Source organism: Cellulomonas sp. P4_D11 (assembly GCF_056401915.1).
The window spans coordinates 21,060-36,731 of record NZ_JBFUIK010000007.1; the positions used below are offsets into that span (position 1 = coordinate 21,060).

A 15,672-nucleotide genomic window follows, 5' to 3' on the forward strand; every position below is an offset into this window, starting at 1 on the left:
CGAGCCAGCCCTGGGGTGGCTCCCGGTCGTGCGGGGGTCATCCCGTGGGCGGACACGCCTCAGCCGACCGTGATCGACCCGGTCCCGGCGGGCACGAGCTCGACCCACGTGTTCCCGGGCGCCAGGTCGGCCGGCTTGCCGTCCGCGGTGAACAGCCGCAGGGGCGCCTCCTGGGCGTCCTTGCGCCAGGTGACCGCCAGCGACTTGCCGCCGGTGGCGACGACACCGTCGCCCGAGCCCACCAGCTCGTACGTCGGGACGGGCGCGCCGCCCTGCGCCGCATAGCCCGTGTTGGGGTGCGGTGCGGTGATCGAGACGACGTTGACCGCCGAGAGCCGCGCGCCGCTGCGGGCGGTGGCCGGCGCGGCCCCTTCCGAGCGCAGCCACGTGCCCGTCGCCGGGTCCCACGTCCACGTGGGGTTGGCCGCCGGCGAGAGCCGGAAGGTCAACGTGCCGGTCGGGGCGCCCGCGACGGCTGCCGCGGCCCGGTCCGCGCTGCGGGCGAACGTGAACTGCTCGCCCGGCGAGGCCTGGTGGTCGGCGTCGGCCAGGCCCCAGAACGTGGTCGGGTCGCCGTACACGTTGTGCGGGGCGGCCCGGTCCTTGGTGCGGTACATGCCGGGCGCGCCGGCGTCGTGGCTGATCATCTGCACGCCGCTGGCCGCGACGAGGTCGAGGATGCCGGGCTGGCCGCCCGAGAACGCGAGGAGCCCGTGCATCGGGGCGAGGACCTCCGGGTCCATCGGACGCACGGAGCGGATCGGTCCGACCTCGGCCGGCACCTGGGAGTGGAACACGGCGATCAGGCGCGACACGTCGAACTCGACGATCGTCTCCCACACCACGTCGGTCTGGTCGAGCCCGGTCTGCGGGCGCGCCACGGCGGTGTTCTCGATCTTCACCGCGAGCGCCGGCCGGACGGCCGGCTCTCCCGGGATGCCCGTCAGCGGCCAGGTCGGCGCCACCGCGGGCGCGGGGGCCGCGCCCTTGTCGGGGTCGATGGTCGCGCCCTGCGTCACGGGCGGCGGTGTCGACTGCGCCGGCTCCGGGGCGCTCGGGCTGCACGCGGCGAGCGCCAGGGCCAGCCCCGCGAGCAGGGCCGCGGCCGTGCCGCGCGCCCCTCGTCGTGTCGTCGTCGTCATCGCGTTCCCCCGTCGCTGTCCGGCACCGGACCAGGTTGCCACGAGCCCGCGCCCCGGTCGGGGAGCACAGGCCCGCCTCAGCCGATCGTGACCGAGCCGGAATCCTTCGGCACCAGCTCGACCCAGGTGGTGCCCGGCGCGAGCGTCAGGACGGCGCCGTCGGCGGTCGCCAGCGTGAGGACCGCGTCCTGCGCCGTCTTCGTCCAGGTGCCCGTGACCGTGTGGCCGCCCGTCGAGACCGTCGCGTCACCCGTGCCGTCGAGCACGGTCTCCGGCACGGGGTTGCCGGCCGGGTCCACGGTGCCCGAGTTGACCAGCCGCACCTTCAGCGTGACCACGTTGGTGGCGGAGATGCGCGCCCCCGAGCGGACCGTCGCCGGCGTGGCACCCTCGGCGCGCAGCCAGGTGCCGCTCGCGGCGTCCCAGGTCCACGTCGGCTTCGCGTAGCCCGACAGCCGGACCGCGACGGTCGACGACGCGCCGCCGGCCACGACGGCCGTGGCCTGCTCGGGGTGCTTGGCGATCACGAACTGCGGAGCGGGCGGCGCGCTGTGGCTGCTGTCGGCCTGGTCCCAGAACGCCTGCGGCGTGCCGTACACGTTGTGCGGCGCCGGGGCCACGCCCTTCTTGCGGTAGAAGCCCGCGGCGCCGGCGTCCTGGCTGATCGTCTGCACGCCCGCGTTCTTCAGGGCCTGGACGAACACCGGCTGCCCGCCCGAGAAGGCGATGAGGCCGTGCATCGGCGCGATGATCGCGGGGTCCATCGGCCGGACGGAGCGGATCGGGCCCACCTCGGCGGGCACCTGCGACTGGTAGACGGCGACGAAGCGGCTGATGCCGCCCTCGACGACTTCCTCCCAGACCACGTCGGCCTGCTCGAGACCGGTCTGCGGGCGGGCCTCGCCCGAGTTCTCGATCTTGACCGCGAGAGCCGGACGCGCCGCGACCTCGGTCGCCGTGACACCCGTGAGCGGCCAGCGGGGCAGGACCACGGGCGCGGGCGGGGCGGCCTTCGCGGCCTCGATCACGGGCGCCTGGGTCACGGGTGCGAGGGGCGTCGGGTCGGCCGTCGGCGAGCCGCTGCACGCGCCGAGCAGCAGGCCGGCGCCGGCGGCCAGCGCGGCGAGCACGACCCGGCGACGGCGGGCGGGCGAGGTGGTGAGGACAGACGACACGATGCTCCTTCGGGTGTGAACCGCGCGACACTCTACGGGCTGACGGCGGGCGTCCCGGGCGGGCACGCCTGACCGCGGCGCGGGCGCGCACCCGGCCGGACCTAGGCTGGTGCGGTGAGCCGGCCGCTGCGTGACATCCCCGCGCGGCCCGACGCCCTCCTCCCGGCCCTGGCCGCCGCCCTCGACGGGACGGGCGCGGCGGTCTGCCCGGCCGCCGACCACGACGGCACGTCCCCGAGCTCGACGGTGGCCGACGACGTCGCGGTGGTCGTCCGGACATCGGGCTCCACGGGCGAGCCCCGCGCGGTGGCGCTCTCGGCGACGGCCCTGCGCGCGTCGGCGTCGGCGACCCACGAGCGGCTCGCCGGGCCGGGGCGCTGGCTGCTCGCGCTCCCGACGCACCACGTCGCGGGCCTCCAGGTGCTGGTCCGCTCGGTCCTCGCGGGCACGACTCCCGTGGTCCTCGGGGCGGGACCCTTCCGGGCGGCGGCGTTCGTGGCGGCGGCGACCGGGCTGACCGCCGAGACTCCTCGCTACACCTCCCTGGTGCCGACGCAGCTGGTCCGCCTCCTGGAGGATCCCGCGGCGACCGAGGCCCTGACGTCGTTCGACGCGGTCCTGCTCGGCGGCGCCGCTGCCGCGCCGGACCTGCTCGCCCGCGCCCGGGCGGCGGGCGTCGCCGTCGTCACCACCTACGGCATGTCCGAGACGTGCGGCGGCTGCGTGTACGACGGCGTCCCGCTCGCCGGCGTGCGCGCGGCGCTCGACGACGACGGCCGGATCCTGCTGGCCGGGCCGGTGCTCGCCGACGGCTACCTGGGCCGGCCGGACCTCGACGCGGTCACGTTCGTGCAGGTGGACGGGCTCCGGCACCTGCGGACCACCGACCTCGGGCGGCTCGACGGAGACCGGCTCACCGTCCTCGGGCGCGTCGACGACGTGCTCGTCACCGGCGGTGCGAAGGTCGCGCCGGGGCCGGTCGAGTCGGTGCTCGCCGGCCTGCCCGGCATCGCGGAGGTCTGCGTCGTCGGGGTGCCCGACCCGGAGTGGGGCCAGGCCGTCGTCGCGGTCCTCGTCCCCCGCACGGGCGTCCCGCCGACGACCCTCGACGAGGCCCGCGCGGCAGTCGCCGACCGGCTCGGCGCCACGCACGCCCCGCGCCACCTCGTGGTCACGGACTCGCTCCCCGTGCTCGGGCCGGGCAAGATCGACCGTCGGGCGGCGGCGCAGCTCGCCGCCACCTCCCTCGACGCAGGCTCCCCCGAGAGGACCCCCACGTGACGACTGCCAGCGACTGGGTGCAGGGCGCGCGACCGCGCACGCTGCCCGCGGCGGCTGCCCCCGTGCTCGTCGGCACCGGTGCCGCGGCCCAGCTGGGGGAGGCTCACCTCGGCCGCGCCGCGCTCGCGCTCGGCGTCGCACTCGCCCTGCAGGTGGGCGTCAACTACGCGAACGACTACTCGGACGGCATCCGCGGCACCGACGTCGACCGCGTCGGCCCGCTGCGCCTCACCGCGTCGGGCACCGCCAGCCCCGGGACCGTCAAGGGCGCCGCGTTCACCGCGTTCGGCATCGCCGCCCTGCTCGGGCTGGCCCTGGTGTACCTGAGCGGCCAGTGGTGGCTGCTCGCCGTCGGCGCGCTCGCCATCGCCGCGGCCTGGGGCTACACCGGCGGGCGGCGGCCGTATGGGTACCGCGGGCTGGGCGAGGTCGGGGTGTTCCTGTTCTTCGGGCTCGTCGCGGTGCTCGGCACCACCTACACCCAGGCGGACGAGCTCTCGTGGCCCGCGTGGGTCGGGGCGGTCTGCGTCGGCATGCTCGCGTGCGCGCTGCTCATGGCCAACAACCTGCGCGACGTCCCCACCGACGCCCTCGTCGGCAAGCGCACCCTGGCCGTCCGCCTGGGTGAGCACCGGTCCCGACGCGCCTACGCGGTGCTGGTGGTCCTGCCGGTCCTGCTCGGCGGCATCGGCTGCGCCTTCGCGTCGCCGTGGGCGCTGCTCGTTCTGCTCCTGCTCGCGCCATCGGTGGTCCTCGCGGCCACCGTGCTGCTGGGCGCGCGGGGCAAGGCGCTCGTCCCGGTGCTCGCGGGGACGGGGCTGCTCGAGCTCGCGTTCGGCGTGCTGCTCGGGCTCGGCCTGGCGCTCTAGGCCCGGTCCTCGCGGGCGGCGTCGTCGGCGGCGTCCTCGAGGTCGGCGTCCTCCTGCGCGCGCTTGCCCAGGACCGGGCGGTCCCCGGCCTGTCGACGACGCTCCGCGCGCTCGGCCAGCTGCCGCGCCGCCGCGTCCCGCGGGCCGCTGAGCAGCACGTACGACAGCCCCCACGCCAGGAACGCCGCGACGATCGCCACCAGCCACGACCGAAGGCCGGCCCACCAGAGCAGACCGAGGCAGACGCCGAAGAGCGCGAGGCGCAGGACCGAGTAGACGACGAAGGGCACCGACCAAGCGTAGGCCGCGCCCACGCTCCGGGCGTCTACGCTGACGAGGTGAGGAACCTTGCCGTCCTGGTGGTCATCGGGCTGACCGTGTACTGCGTGATCGACATCATCCGCAGCACCCCCGCCGAGCGGCTCGGCGTGCACCCGGCCCTGTGGGTCGCGTTCGTCATCCTCGTCCCGCTGCTCGGGGTGCTCGCGTGGCTGGCCGTCCGCTGGTCCCGGCGGACGGCCGTCGCGGGTCCGGCCGGTGACGCGCCCCGGCGTCGGCGGACCACGGGTCCCGACGACGACCCGGACTTCCTGCGCGGTCTCGACGACCGGAAGCGCACGGATCCCGGCACGTCCGGCGAGACGCCCCCGGTGCCCTGACCCCGCTCGGTGTGGTGCCTACATCCCCGAGTAGGAGTGCTTCCCCGAGACGACCAGGTTGACGACCGTGAAGTTCATGAGCACCACGGCGTAGCCGACGAAGACGAAGTAGGCCGCCCGCCGGCCGCTCCAGCCGCGGGTGGTGCGGGCGTGCAGGTACGCGGCGTAGGTGACCCACGCGACGAACGTGCCGACCTCCTTGGGGTCCCAGCCCCAGTACCGGCCCCAGGCGTGCTCGGCCCAGATGGCGCCGCCGATGAGCGTGAACGTCCACAGGACGAACCCGATGGCGTTGAGCCGGAAGGCCATGGCCTCGAGCTCGCGGGAGCCCGGCACCTGCTCCAGCCAGCCGAATCTCGGCCCGGAGACCAGCCGACGGAAGCCGTCGGAGCGCCGCGGCGCCTGGGCCACGGTGGCGCCGACCGTCACGGCGGGGGCGTCGACGGGCGCGAGGCCCTCCTCGCGATAGCTCTTGATGACCTGCAGCACCGAGGCGGCGAACGCGACCGTGAAGATGCCGGTCGCGGTGATCGCGACGCCGACGTGCAGGATCAGCCAGTAGCTCTGCAGGGCGGGCTGCACCTGGTCGGCCTGGATGTAGAAGACGTTGAGCGCCAGCACGAGCGCCAGGACGGCGATGCCCATGACGAGCACGCCGACGAACGCGATGACCCGGCGGCGCTGCACGATGGTGAGGACCAGGACGGCGACGAACGTGCCGACGATCGTGAACTCGTACATGTTGGCGGTCGGCCACCGACCGGCGGCGACCCCGCGCAGCACGATGCCGGCGAAGAGCATGACGAGCCCGAGCAGCGTCGTCGACCGCGCGATGCCCTCGGCCTTCGCGGACCGGCCGGGTGCGCTCTGGGCCTCGGACCCGGCGACCGCGGTGGCCGGGCGCGACGACGTCGACCCGACGAGCACGGCCTCCGGAACCTTCTTCTGCGCCCGCTCCGCGATGCGCGCGAGGTCCACGCTGTAGGCGATCAGCGCGATGGTGAACGCGGTCGCGGCACCCCAGACGAGCAAGGTGCTCAGGTCACCGGTGGTCATGGCGTGCCCTCTCCTGAGGTCTGGCCGCGCGGGGCGGCCGGGGGTCCGTCGTCGGTGCGGGCGAGCGTCTCCGCCAGCACCCTGTCGAGCTCGGGCTGCAGGCCGACGTCGTCGCCGCGCGCCAGCCCGGCCGCGGTGACCACTGTACGACCGTCGCCGTCCGCCGCGCCCGGCGCGAACCTCAGCCAGACGCGCCGTCGTGGGGCGAACAACGAGGTGGCGAGCCCGGCGAAGGCCAGCAGGGCGAACACGAGCACGAACGGCAGCGCGGGGTCGTGGCGCAGGTCGAGCGCGACGTACCGGGGCAGGTCGTTGAACGTCAGCGTGCCCAGCCCGTTCGGCAGGTCGACCGTCTCGCCGGGCCGGACGTACAGCGTGATCGTCGCGCCGTCGGCGTCGACCGCCTGCGTCATCCGTGCCTCGTCGAGCTGGTAGACGTTCTGCGGCACGCCGGTGTCGAGCCCGAGGTTGCCCTGCCAGACCGACAGGACGAGCAGCGGGTCGCTCGGCTGCGGGTCCACGGAGCGGTAGAGGTCGTCGCCCACCTTCTGCGCGGTGGGCAGCAGGTAGCCGACGATGCCGATCTGCTCCTGGTCGCCGGAGACGTCCGGGACCTTGAGCACGCCGCGCGAGGTGTACACGTTGTCCTGCGGCAGGAACGGCGTCGGCCCGCTGAACGCGACCTCGCCCGCGGCGTCGTGCACGGTGATGTCCGGGGCGTACCCGTTGCCCTGCAGGTAGACCTTGGCGCCCCCGGCGTCGAGCGGGTGGTTGACCTTGATCGTCTTCTTCTCCGGCTGCTCGCCCGGGTTGGTCAGGGTGACGTGCGCGGTGAAGTCGCGCGACTGCAGGGTGTCCGGGTCGAAACGGGACTCGAAGTCGTCGAGGCGCAACGTGAACGGCACGAGGCTCGTCGGCGAGTAGGCGGTGCCCTGCTCGAACGTGTCGTAGTCCACCTGCGCGTTGGCGAAGCCCCGGCCCTGCACCACGATCGCCTGCCCCCGGTAGTGCAGCACCTGCCCGGTGGCCACGGACAGGAGCAGCCCGACGAGGGCGAGGTGGAAGACGAGGTTGCCGGTCTCCCGCAGGTAGCCGCGCTCCCCCGACACCGACCACGTGCCGCCACCCTCGTCGCGGGTGTCCACCCGGTAGGTCGGGACGAACGGGAGCCAGCGCCAGCCGCCGCTCAGCACGGCGACGGCGTCCTGGGCGGCGGCCTCGGGGGCCGCCGCGGCCGACGCCGAGGCCTGCGCGGGGAACCGCCCGAACCGTCGGGGCGCGCGCGGCGGGCGGCCGCGGACCCCGGCGAGGTGCACCTTCGTGCGCGGCAGGATGCAGCCAACCAGGGAGACGAACAGCAGGAGGTAGATCGCCGAGAACCAGACCGACGAGTACACGTTGAAGAACCCGAGGCGGTCGAGCCACGGCCCGGCCGTGGGGTGGTCGGTGAGGTAGGTGGCGACCTTGGCGGTGTCCTGCGCGCGCTGCGGCCACACGGTCCCGGGCACGGCGGCGACGGCCAAGAGCATGAGCAGCAGGAGCGCCACCCGCATGCTGGTGAGCTGCCGCCAGGCCCAGCGGCTCCAGCCGACGAAGCCGAGCGTGGGCAGCGTCGGCGGCGTCGAGGCGGGCGCCTCGGTGGGGTCCATGAAGACGTCGGAGAGGCCCTCGGGGCGGTGCACGCTCACCTCACACCACCGGCACGAACGGGTCGCCGCCGACGAGCACGCCCTGCAGCCAGGACGACCAGGTGCCCCAGACGCCGGTGACCAGGGCGAGGCCGAGGACCACGAGCATCCCGCCGCCGATCCGCATGATCGCGAGCCGGTGCCGGCGCAGGAACGCGAGCGCGCCGGCGCTGCGCTCCACGAAGAGGGCGACGAGCAGGAACGGCAGCCCGAGGCCCAGGCAGAACGCGACCGCGAGCAGCGCACCGCGGCCGGCCGAGCCGCCGTCGAGCGAGAGGGTGAGGATCGCGGCGAGCGTGGGGCCGATGCACGGCACCCAGCCGAGCCCGAACGTGATGCCCAGCAGCGGCGCGCCCCAGAGCCCCGCGCGCGGCGCGAGGTGCACCCGCTTCTCGTTCTGCAGGAACGGGATGAGCCCGAGGAAGCCGAGCCCGAGCACGATGACGACGAGGCCGAGCACGCGCGTGATCGGGTCCTGGTACTCGACCAGCACCCCGCCGAGCGAGCCCGCGAGCGCGGCGAGGGCGACGAACACGGCCGTGAAGCCGGCGACGAACAGCGCAACCCCGAGCAGCACCCGGCTGCGGGCGGGGGCCGTCCGGACGAGCGTGTCCCCCGCCGGCGCCCCGAGGCGGTCGGCGGTGCCGGTCATGCCGCCGAGGTAGCCCACGTACGCGGGGACAAGCGGCAGCACGCAGGGCGACGCGAACGACACGAGCCCGGCGATCAGCGCGACCGGGATCGCGAGCAGCAACGAGCCCGAGATGATCGCCCGGCCGAAGGCGTCGCCGGCGTCCGCGAGGAGCGTCACGGTGTCGGGGCCGGCTCGGCCAGGAGCCCGTCGACCATCGACCGCAGGGTCGACGGGTCGGCCAGGCCGAGGATGCGGCCGGCCACGTTCCCCGAGCGGTCGAGCACGACCGTCGTGGGGACCGCGTTCACCGGGACCGTGCCCTGCAGGGCCGCGATCGCGGTCCCGTCGGTGTCCGCGAGGCTCGGGTACGGCACCGAGAACTGGCGCTCGAACGCCTGCGCGGTGCCGGCGTCGTCGGTGCGGTTGATGCCCAGCACCTGCACGTCCTGCGCCGCGTAGTCGGTGGCCAGCGCGGCGAGGTCGGGCGCCTCGGCGCGGCACGGCGGGCAGTTGGCGTACCAGGTGTTGAGCACGACGACGTCGCCGCGCCAGTCCGCCACGTCCTGCGCGGTGCCCTCGAAGTCGGTCCCGGACAGCTCGAGCGGACCCTTGCGGTCCCCCACCGCCCACGTCGTCGTGCTGCCGTCGCCGGACTGGTAGCCCTGGTCGGCGACGTCGTCGGTCCCGGTCGAGGTGCCCGGCGCGCAGCCGGCGAGCAGGGCGAGGGCGAGCCCGGCCACCGCGAGGACGCGACCGCGCACGTCAGGCCCCCGCGACCGAGGAGACGCCGGGCAGCAGCGAGCCCGCGGGTTCGGAGTAGCCGATGCCGACGAGCGTGTCGCCCTCGTACCGCAGGCTGGTCAGCGACGCGACCGAGCACTGCCGCTTGCGCGGGTCGTGCCAGAGGTGCCGGTTCTCGAGCGAGAGGCGCGTGACCCACACGGGGAGCTGGTGGCTGACGAGCACGACCTCGTGCCCCCGCGCGACCTCGCGCGCGGCGGCGACGGCCGCCAGCATGCGGTCGGCCTGCTCCTTGTAGGGCTCGCCCCAGGAGGGCCGGAACGGGTTGCGCAGGTACGGCCAGTGCTCGGGGTGGCGCAGCGAGCCGTCACCGACGCCGAACGTCTTGCCCTCGAAGTGGTTGCCGGCCTCGATGAGGCGCTCGTCGGTGGCGATCTCGACGCCGAACGCGGCGGCGATCGGCCGGGCCGTCTCCTGCGCGCGCTGCAGCGGCGACGCGATGACGGCGACGACGTCGCGGCGGGGGGCGCCGGAGCCGCCGGCGAGGTGGTCGGCGACCATGTCCGCCATCGCCCGCCCCCGCTCGGAGAGCCGGTAGCCGGGCAGGCGTCCGTAGAGCACGCCGTCGGGGTTGTGCACCTCGCCGTGCCGCATCAGGTGGATCGTGGTCGCGACCATGGGCTCAGTCTCGCAAACACTCCTGTGCGATCAGCACGCGTCAGCGGCTCCCTCGACGTGACACGCGCCACCCGTGAGGTGCAGGCGGACCGCCTCCATCGCCTCGCCGAGCGCCGCGAACTGCTCGTCGGTGAGCACGTCGACCAGGTGGTCCCGCACCGACTGCACATGCTTCGGCGCCGCCGCGACCAGGACGTCCCACCCCGTCGCCGTCATGACGCAGTTCACCCCGCGGGCGTCCTCGGCGCACGCCGCGCGCGTGACGAGCCCACGCTCCTCCATGCGGCGGATCGTGTGCGTGAGGCGGCTGCGGGAGTGCGCGATGTTGTCGGCCAGCTGGGCCATCCGCAGCGTGCGGTCCGGTGTCTCGGAGAGCCGCACGAGCACCTCGTACTCGTGCGTCGACAGCCCGGTGTCGCGCTCGAGCTCGTGCTCCAGCGCCGCGAACAGCCGGGCGGAGCCGCCGCGGAACGAGCGCCAGTGCGTCTGCTGCTCGGCGCTCAGCCACTCCACCGTGGTGGATGTGTCAGTGGTCACAACGGGGCCTCCGTCCTGGGATCTGGGGTTGCAGGTCTGGTGCGAGTGTAGTACAACTTTGAACTAACAGTTTGGTTGATGGTTCAACAACCACGGAGGATCTCCCATGAGCACCGCTACCACCACTCTTCCCGCCGGCCTCACCACGGGCACGTGGGCCGTCGACGCCTCGCACACCGAGGCCGCGTTCACCGTCCGTCACGCCGGCATCTCCAAGGTCCGCGGCACCGTCGCGGTCACCGAGGGCACCGTCGTCGTCGGCGAGGACCTGGCGAGCACGTCGGTCTCCGTCACGCTGGACCCGTCGACCGTCACCACCGGTGACGCCAACCGCGACGGCCACCTCAAGAGCGGCGACTTCTTCGACATCGAGAAGTTCGGCCAGTGGACGTTCGTCTCCACCGAGGTCCGCGAGGCCGGCAAGAACTACGTCATCGTCGGCGACCTGACGATCCACGGCGTCACGCAGTCCGTCGAGCTCGAGACCGAGTTCAACGGCACCGCGGTGGACCCGTTCGGCAACACGCGCGCCGGCTTCGAGGCCAGCGTCACGATCTCGCGCAAGGACTTCGGCCTGACCTGGAACGCGGCCCTCGAGGCCGGCGGTGTCCTCGTCTCGGACAAGGCCGTCATCGCGCTCGACGTCTCGATCATCAAGGGCTGACGCCACCGTCTCCCCACGCACGGCCGGGTCCTCCACGGACCCGGCCGTTCGCACGTTCAGGCCCCGGTCCCGGTGCGGCGACGGTCGTGGAACGCGAGGATCTGCAGCTCCGAGGCCACGTCGACGGCCCGCAGGTCCACGTGCGCCGGCACCCGCAGCGACCGCGGGGCGAACGTGAGGATGCCGACGACCCCCGCCGCCACGAGCGCGTCGCAGACCTCCTGGGCGCCGGCCGCCGGGGTCGCGATGATGCCGATGGTCGCGTCGGTCGACCCGACCACCTCCGCGAGGGCGGACGACGGCTGCACCTCGAGCCCGCCCACCGTGGTCCCGACCACCGCCGGGTCGGCGTCGATCAGGCCGACCACGGCGAAGCCGCGCTCCGCGAACACCGAGTAGCTGGCCAGCGCGTGCCCGAGGTTGCCGATGCCGACGATGACGACGCGCCGCTGCGTCGTCAGGCCCAGCACCACCGAGATCTGCTCCGAGAGGTGCAGCACGTCGTACCCGACGCCGCGCCGGCCGTAGGAGCCGAGGAACGACAGGTCCTTGCGCAGCTGCGCAGACGTCACGCCAGCACCCGCCGCCAGCTCGTCGGACGACGTGGTCACGACGCCGTCGGCGGTCAGGGCGTGCAGGACGCGCAGGTAGCCCGGCAGCCGGGCGACGGTGGCCGGGGGCACGTCGCGCGCGCGAGCACGCCCGGCCGCACCGGGCTCCGTCGCCCTGCCGTGCGCCCGGGGTCCCGTCCGCTGCGTGTCCACACCGACTCCCGCGACGCCCTGTCCGACCCGGTCGCCCGGGCTCTGCTGGTCAGGCTAGGGGTCGGGGACCGGCCGGGGTAAGGGTTCGACGCAGACGCGCCGCGTCGATCCGCCAGTAGCCCTGCTGGACGCCGTCGACCTCGACCACGGGGACCAGCTCACCGAGCTCGTCGACCAGGTCCCGGCCCGGTGCGTCGGCCGTGTCGATGTCGACCTCGGTCCAGTCGTCGCCCGTCTCCGCGCACACGGTGCGCACGACCTCGCGCGCCTCGTCGCACAGGTGGCAGCCCGCGCGGCCGTAGAGGACCACCCGCGTGTTCATCGTCATGCCACCAGGTTCTCACCGACCGGCCACCCACCCGCACCGCGGGGTGCGCCCCTGCCGGGCGGCGAGCCTCGTTACAGTGACCAGGTGCGTCAGGCGTCCGGGAACACCCCCGCCCCCGCTCCCGTGCTGCGGGACCCGGGGTCCGGTCCGGACGGTCCCGGCACCGGCGCGTTCTTCGACGTCGACAACACGATCATCCGCGGCGCCAGCTCGTTCCACCTGGCCGTGGGCCTGTACCGGCGCGGGTTCTTCCGCAAGCGGGACCTGGTCGAGTTCGGGTTCCACCAGTTCCGCTACCTGACGTTCGGCGAGAACAAGCAGCAGATCGACGAGGTCCGCAGCCGGGCGCTGTCGATCATGACCGGGCACTCCGTCGCCGAGGTCACCGCGATCGCGGAGGACATCTACGACGAGGTGCTGTGCCTGCGGATCTACCCGGGCACGCAGCGCCTGCTCGACCAGCACATCGCCGCCGGGCACTCCGTCTGGCTGGTCACCGCCACCCCCGTGGAGATCGGCTCGATCATCGCGCGGCGCCTCGGCGCGACCGGCGCGCTCGGCACCATCGCCGAGCACGCGGACGGGTTCTACACGGGCCGGCTCGTCGGCGACATGCTGCACGGCCAGGCCAAGGCCGACGCGGTGCGCAGGATCGCCGAGGAGCAGGGCATCGACCTCGCGACCTCGTACGCCTACGGCGACTCGACCAACGACGTCGCGATCCTGTCCGAGGTCGGCTTCCCGTGCGCCATCAACCCCGACCGGCGCCTGCGCCACTACGCCGCCGAGGTGGGCTGGCCGGTCCGGGAGTTCCGCAACCGGCGCCGCAACGCCCGCCGCGGCACCACCGTGGCCAGCCTCGCGGGCGCCGCCTGGGCCGCCGGGCTCGTCGCGCGCGCGATCCTGCGGTCGTGGCGCGGAACCCATGACGGAGAGGACGTCCTGTGACCACGCTCGAGATGACCGTCCGACCGGCCGCGCACAGCGACCTGGACGAGCTGGCCGCGCTCGCGGCCGTGACGTTCCCGCTCGCCTGCCCGCCCGGGTCGACCGCGCAGGACCAGCAGGCGTTCATCGCCGCGGTGCTCTCGACGGAGCGCTTCGCGGAGTACCTCGAGGACCCGCACCGGGTGGTGCTGGTCGCCGACGACGGCGGCCTGATCGGGTACACGATGCTCGTCGCGGGCGAGCCGACCGACGACGACGTCCGGGCCGCCCTGCACCTGCGGCCGACGATCGAGCTGTCCAAGTGCTACGTGCACCCCGACCATCACGGCGCGGGCGTCGCGAACGCGCTGATGAGCGCCTCGCTCGAGGTCGCGCGGGACCGGGGCGCGCAGGGCATGTGGCTCGGCGTGAACCAGCAGAACGCCCGCGCGCAGGCGTTCTACGTCCGGGCAGGGTTCGCCGTCGTCGGCACCAAGCACTTCACCGTGGGCACGCGCGTCGAGGACGACTACGTGCTGGAACGCCCCCTGTAGACGCACGAAGGGCCCGGCAGCTGCCGGGCCCTTCGTCTCACCGGGCGACCTCGAGGTCGCCGGGGATCACTTCTTGTTGCGGCGCTGGTGGCGCGTCTTGCGAAGAAGCTTGCGGTGCTTCTTCTTGGCCATCCGCTTGCGGCGCTTCTTGATGACGGAGCCCATGGGGTCCTCACTTCGCTTCCGATGGAGGCCCGGCGGACGGGCCGTTCTGGTGGTCGATCGACGCGTAGAAGAGATCGAGTGCAATCGAGTCGCCCACGCACGAACAAAGTCCGAGGCTCTACCTTACGCGATGCCGAGGGCGCTCGGCGACGCGCCGACCCTCAGGAGGTGCGGCGGTCCTGCTCGCGGGCCTCGACGGCGGGCGACGTGGCGAGGTAGTGGTCCAGCGCGTCCTGCGGGACGCGGAACGACCGGCCGACCCGGACCCCAGGCAGCTCGCCCGAGTGCAGCAGGCGGTAGACGGTCATCTTGGAGACCCGCATCTCCTCGGCGACCTCGAGAACCGTGAGGAACCGCGTGCGGCCGGGCTGGTCGCGCTGCTCGGTCATGTCCTCGTCCATTCCGCCCGTCGGCGCGGCGGGCCCGCGCACCCTCCAGCGGGTGCCGGATCAGCCTAGTGGCGCGTGGGACACGTGGGAAAGAGGGGACGGCTAGGACGTCCCCCGTGTGGCCCAGCGGTCAGTCCAGCTCCGGGTCCAGGCCGAGGGCCGGGAAGACCGCCGCACGGGTGGCCCGGATCGCGCGGTCGACGTCGTCGGCGGGGTCGTAGCCGGCGGACCACGGGCTGAAGTGCGCGTCGCGCCCGTCGGTCATGCGGTCGGGGCCGAGCCGGCCGTAGCGCTCGCGCACGAGGGAGCGCCAGGCGTCGGGGACCTCGGCGGCCGGGTCGACCGGGTGGTGCGTCGCGACCCCGAGCAGGTGGGTCCAGGACCGCGGCACGACGTCGACCACCGCGTACCCGCCGCCGCCGAGGGCGACCCAGCGGCCGCCGGCGACCTCGTGCGCCAGGTCGTGCAGCAGCACCGCCGCGGCGCGCTGCGCGTCGACGCTCACGCGCAGGTGGGTGAGGGGGTCCAGGAGGTGGGTGTCGCAGCCGTGCTGCGTCACCAGGACGTCTGGGGCGAACTCGCGGACCACCGCCGGGACGATCGCGTCGATCGCGCGGAGCCAGCCCGCGTCGTCGGTGCCGGACGGGAGCGCGACGTTGACTGCCGTGCCCTCGGCCCCGGGGCCGCCGGACTCCCGCGCGTGCCCGGTGCCCGGGAAGAGGGCCTGGCCCGTCTCGTGCAGGGACACGGTCAGGACGCGCGGGTCGTCCCAGAACACCGCCTGGACGCCGTCCCCGTGGTGCGCGTCGATGTCGACGTACGCCACGCGCTCGGCCCCGGCGTCCAGCAGGGCAACGATGGCGACCGCGGCGTCGTTGTAGACGCAGAACCCGGACGCCGCCGAGGGCATCGCGTGGTGCAGCCCGCCCGTGACGTTGACGGCGTGCTCGGCGCGGCCCTCCCACACGGCGAGCGCCGAGTCCACCGATCCCTGCACCACGCGCGCGGACGCGTCGTGCATCTGCGGGAAGACCGGGTCGTCCGAGGTGCCCAGGCCGTGCGCGAGGTCGGGGGTCCCGTCGGCCGACGCCCGGTGCACCGCCGCCACGTACGCGGGGTCGTGCACGGTCTGCAGGAGCGCGTCCGACGCCATCTCGGCCCCGACCAGCTCGACGTCCTCGCCGGTGAGCAGCCCGAGGGACTCCGCCAGCCGGATGGTGAGGTCGAGGCGCTCCGACGTCATGGGGTGGCCGTGGCCGAAGTCGTACGCGAGCATCTCGCGCGACCAGACCACGCGCACGGGTGCCGACGACGTCATGCGCACACCGTCGCACCCGGCCGGTCCCCTGTCGATCCGAGCCCCGGCCCCCACGGACCGCCTGTCGAGTCGAGCCGCGCGCCGCCCGCGTGCCAGAGTTGCC

At 74.2% G+C, this 15,672-nt stretch carries 20 protein-coding genes; 6 read left to right on the forward strand and 14 right to left on the reverse strand.

What is annotated here, in order from left to right:
• Positions 1-59: 59 nt before the first annotated feature.
• Complete coding sequence (locus tag AC1DT4_RS06270; RefSeq protein WP_477088913.1) at positions 60-1,142, reverse strand: DUF3048 domain-containing protein; 1,083 nt, start codon at positions 1,140-1,142, stop codon at positions 60-62.
• Positions 1,143-1,219: 77 nt separating this feature from the next.
• Entirely contained in the window at positions 1,220-2,317 is a 1,098-nt protein-coding gene (locus tag AC1DT4_RS06275; RefSeq protein ID WP_477088914.1) for a DUF3048 domain-containing protein, read from the reverse strand.
• Between the two features lie 114 nt (positions 2,318-2,431).
• Between AC1DT4_RS06275 and menE the strand changes: the two genes are divergently transcribed.
• Positions 2,432-3,598, forward strand: coding sequence for an o-succinylbenzoate--CoA ligase (gene menE / locus AC1DT4_RS06280; RefSeq protein ID WP_477088915.1), 1,167 nt, complete (start codon positions 2,432-2,434; stop codon positions 3,596-3,598).
• Complete coding sequence (locus tag AC1DT4_RS06285; RefSeq protein ID WP_477088916.1) at positions 3,595-4,467, forward strand: 1,4-dihydroxy-2-naphthoate polyprenyltransferase; 873 nt, start codon at positions 3,595-3,597, stop codon at positions 4,465-4,467. Before menE ends, AC1DT4_RS06285 begins: the two co-directional genes overlap by 4 nt.
• Here AC1DT4_RS06285 and AC1DT4_RS06290 read toward each other — a convergent pair.
• The gene (locus tag AC1DT4_RS06290; RefSeq protein WP_477088917.1) at positions 4,464-4,757 is read right to left on the reverse strand and encodes a DUF4229 domain-containing protein; all 294 of its coding nucleotides are present in this window, start codon (positions 4,755-4,757) and stop codon (positions 4,464-4,466) included. The genes AC1DT4_RS06285 and AC1DT4_RS06290 overlap by 4 nt on opposite strands.
• A gap of 48 nt (positions 4,758-4,805) precedes the next feature.
• Here AC1DT4_RS06290 and AC1DT4_RS06295 point away from each other — a divergent pair, with 48 nt between their 5' ends.
• Complete coding sequence (locus AC1DT4_RS06295; RefSeq protein ID WP_477088918.1) at positions 4,806-5,126, forward strand: PLD nuclease N-terminal domain-containing protein; 321 nt, start codon at positions 4,806-4,808, stop codon at positions 5,124-5,126.
• Positions 5,127-5,144: 18 nt separating this feature from the next.
• Here the strand turns inward: AC1DT4_RS06295 and ccsB are convergent, their stop codons facing one another.
• From ccsB to AC1DT4_RS06325, 6 genes are read right to left on the reverse strand one after another with little or no spacing between them, the layout of a single operon-like run.
• Positions 5,145-6,182, reverse strand: a complete 1,038-nt coding sequence (gene ccsB, locus AC1DT4_RS06300; protein WP_477088919.1) for a c-type cytochrome biogenesis protein CcsB — start codon at positions 6,180-6,182, stop codon at positions 5,145-5,147.
• The gene (resB, locus tag AC1DT4_RS06305; protein WP_477089020.1) at positions 6,179-7,831 is read right to left on the reverse strand and encodes a cytochrome c biogenesis protein ResB; all 1,653 of its coding nucleotides are present in this window, start codon (positions 7,829-7,831) and stop codon (positions 6,179-6,181) included. Before resB ends, ccsB begins: the two co-directional genes overlap by 4 nt.
• A gap of 40 nt (positions 7,832-7,871) precedes the next feature.
• On the reverse strand, positions 7,872-8,681 hold the full coding sequence (locus tag AC1DT4_RS06310; protein ID WP_477088920.1) for a cytochrome c biogenesis CcdA family protein: 810 nt from the start codon (positions 8,679-8,681) through the stop codon (positions 7,872-7,874).
• Positions 8,678-9,265, reverse strand: a complete 588-nt coding sequence (locus AC1DT4_RS06315) for a TlpA family protein disulfide reductase (RefSeq protein WP_477088921.1) — start codon at positions 9,263-9,265, stop codon at positions 8,678-8,680. Before AC1DT4_RS06315 ends, AC1DT4_RS06310 begins: the two co-directional genes overlap by 4 nt.
• A gap of 1 nt (position 9,266) precedes the next feature.
• Complete coding sequence (locus AC1DT4_RS06320) at positions 9,267-9,923, reverse strand: histidine phosphatase family protein (protein WP_477088922.1); 657 nt, start codon at positions 9,921-9,923, stop codon at positions 9,267-9,269.
• A 30-nt stretch (positions 9,924-9,953) separates the two neighbouring features.
• Positions 9,954-10,460: a MarR family winged helix-turn-helix transcriptional regulator gene (locus tag AC1DT4_RS06325; protein WP_477088923.1), complete on the reverse strand. Its 507-nt coding sequence runs from the start codon at positions 10,458-10,460 to the stop codon at positions 9,954-9,956.
• 106 nt (positions 10,461-10,566) lie between these two features.
• On the opposite strand from AC1DT4_RS06325, the gene AC1DT4_RS06330 reads away from it, so the two are divergent.
• A complete protein-coding gene (locus AC1DT4_RS06330) occupies positions 10,567-11,124 on the forward strand; it encodes a YceI family protein (RefSeq protein ID WP_477088924.1) in 558 nt (185 codons plus the stop codon).
• 56 nt (positions 11,125-11,180) lie between these two features.
• Here the strand turns inward: AC1DT4_RS06330 and AC1DT4_RS06335 are convergent, their stop codons facing one another.
• Entirely contained in the window at positions 11,181-11,888 is a 708-nt protein-coding gene (locus AC1DT4_RS06335; RefSeq protein WP_477088925.1) for a redox-sensing transcriptional repressor Rex, read from the reverse strand.
• 49 nt (positions 11,889-11,937) lie between these two features.
• On the reverse strand, positions 11,938-12,216 hold the full coding sequence (locus AC1DT4_RS06340) for a glutaredoxin family protein (protein ID WP_477088926.1): 279 nt from the start codon (positions 12,214-12,216) through the stop codon (positions 11,938-11,940).
• Between the two features lie 84 nt (positions 12,217-12,300).
• Between AC1DT4_RS06340 and AC1DT4_RS06345 the strand changes: the two genes are divergently transcribed.
• Both AC1DT4_RS06345 and AC1DT4_RS06350 read left to right on the forward strand, forming a co-directional pair.
• The gene (locus AC1DT4_RS06345; protein WP_477088927.1) at positions 12,301-13,164 is read left to right on the forward strand and encodes an HAD family hydrolase; all 864 of its coding nucleotides are present in this window, start codon (positions 12,301-12,303) and stop codon (positions 13,162-13,164) included.
• Between the two features lie 11 nt (positions 13,165-13,175).
• Positions 13,176-13,697: an N-acetyltransferase family protein gene (locus AC1DT4_RS06350; protein ID WP_477089021.1), complete on the forward strand. Its 522-nt coding sequence runs from the start codon at positions 13,176-13,178 to the stop codon at positions 13,695-13,697.
• A 66-nt stretch (positions 13,698-13,763) separates the two neighbouring features.
• On the opposite strand, the gene AC1DT4_RS06355 is transcribed toward AC1DT4_RS06350, so the two are convergent.
• The 3 genes from AC1DT4_RS06355 to AC1DT4_RS06365 all read right to left on the reverse strand — a co-directional run bounded on the left by AC1DT4_RS06355 (position 13,764) and on the right by AC1DT4_RS06365 (position 15,569).
• Positions 13,764-13,862, reverse strand: coding sequence for a 30S ribosomal protein bS22 (locus AC1DT4_RS06355; RefSeq protein ID WP_003792170.1), 99 nt, complete (start codon positions 13,860-13,862; stop codon positions 13,764-13,766).
• A gap of 161 nt (positions 13,863-14,023) precedes the next feature.
• Positions 14,024-14,251 carry a helix-turn-helix domain-containing protein gene (locus AC1DT4_RS06360; protein WP_477088928.1) on the reverse strand — a complete coding sequence of 76 codons (228 nt, stop codon included), beginning with the start codon at positions 14,249-14,251 and terminating at the stop codon, positions 14,024-14,026.
• Between the two features lie 130 nt (positions 14,252-14,381).
• Complete coding sequence (locus AC1DT4_RS06365; protein ID WP_477088929.1) at positions 14,382-15,569, reverse strand: acetoin utilization protein AcuC; 1,188 nt, start codon at positions 15,567-15,569, stop codon at positions 14,382-14,384.
• Positions 15,570-15,672 lie beyond the last annotated feature (103 nt).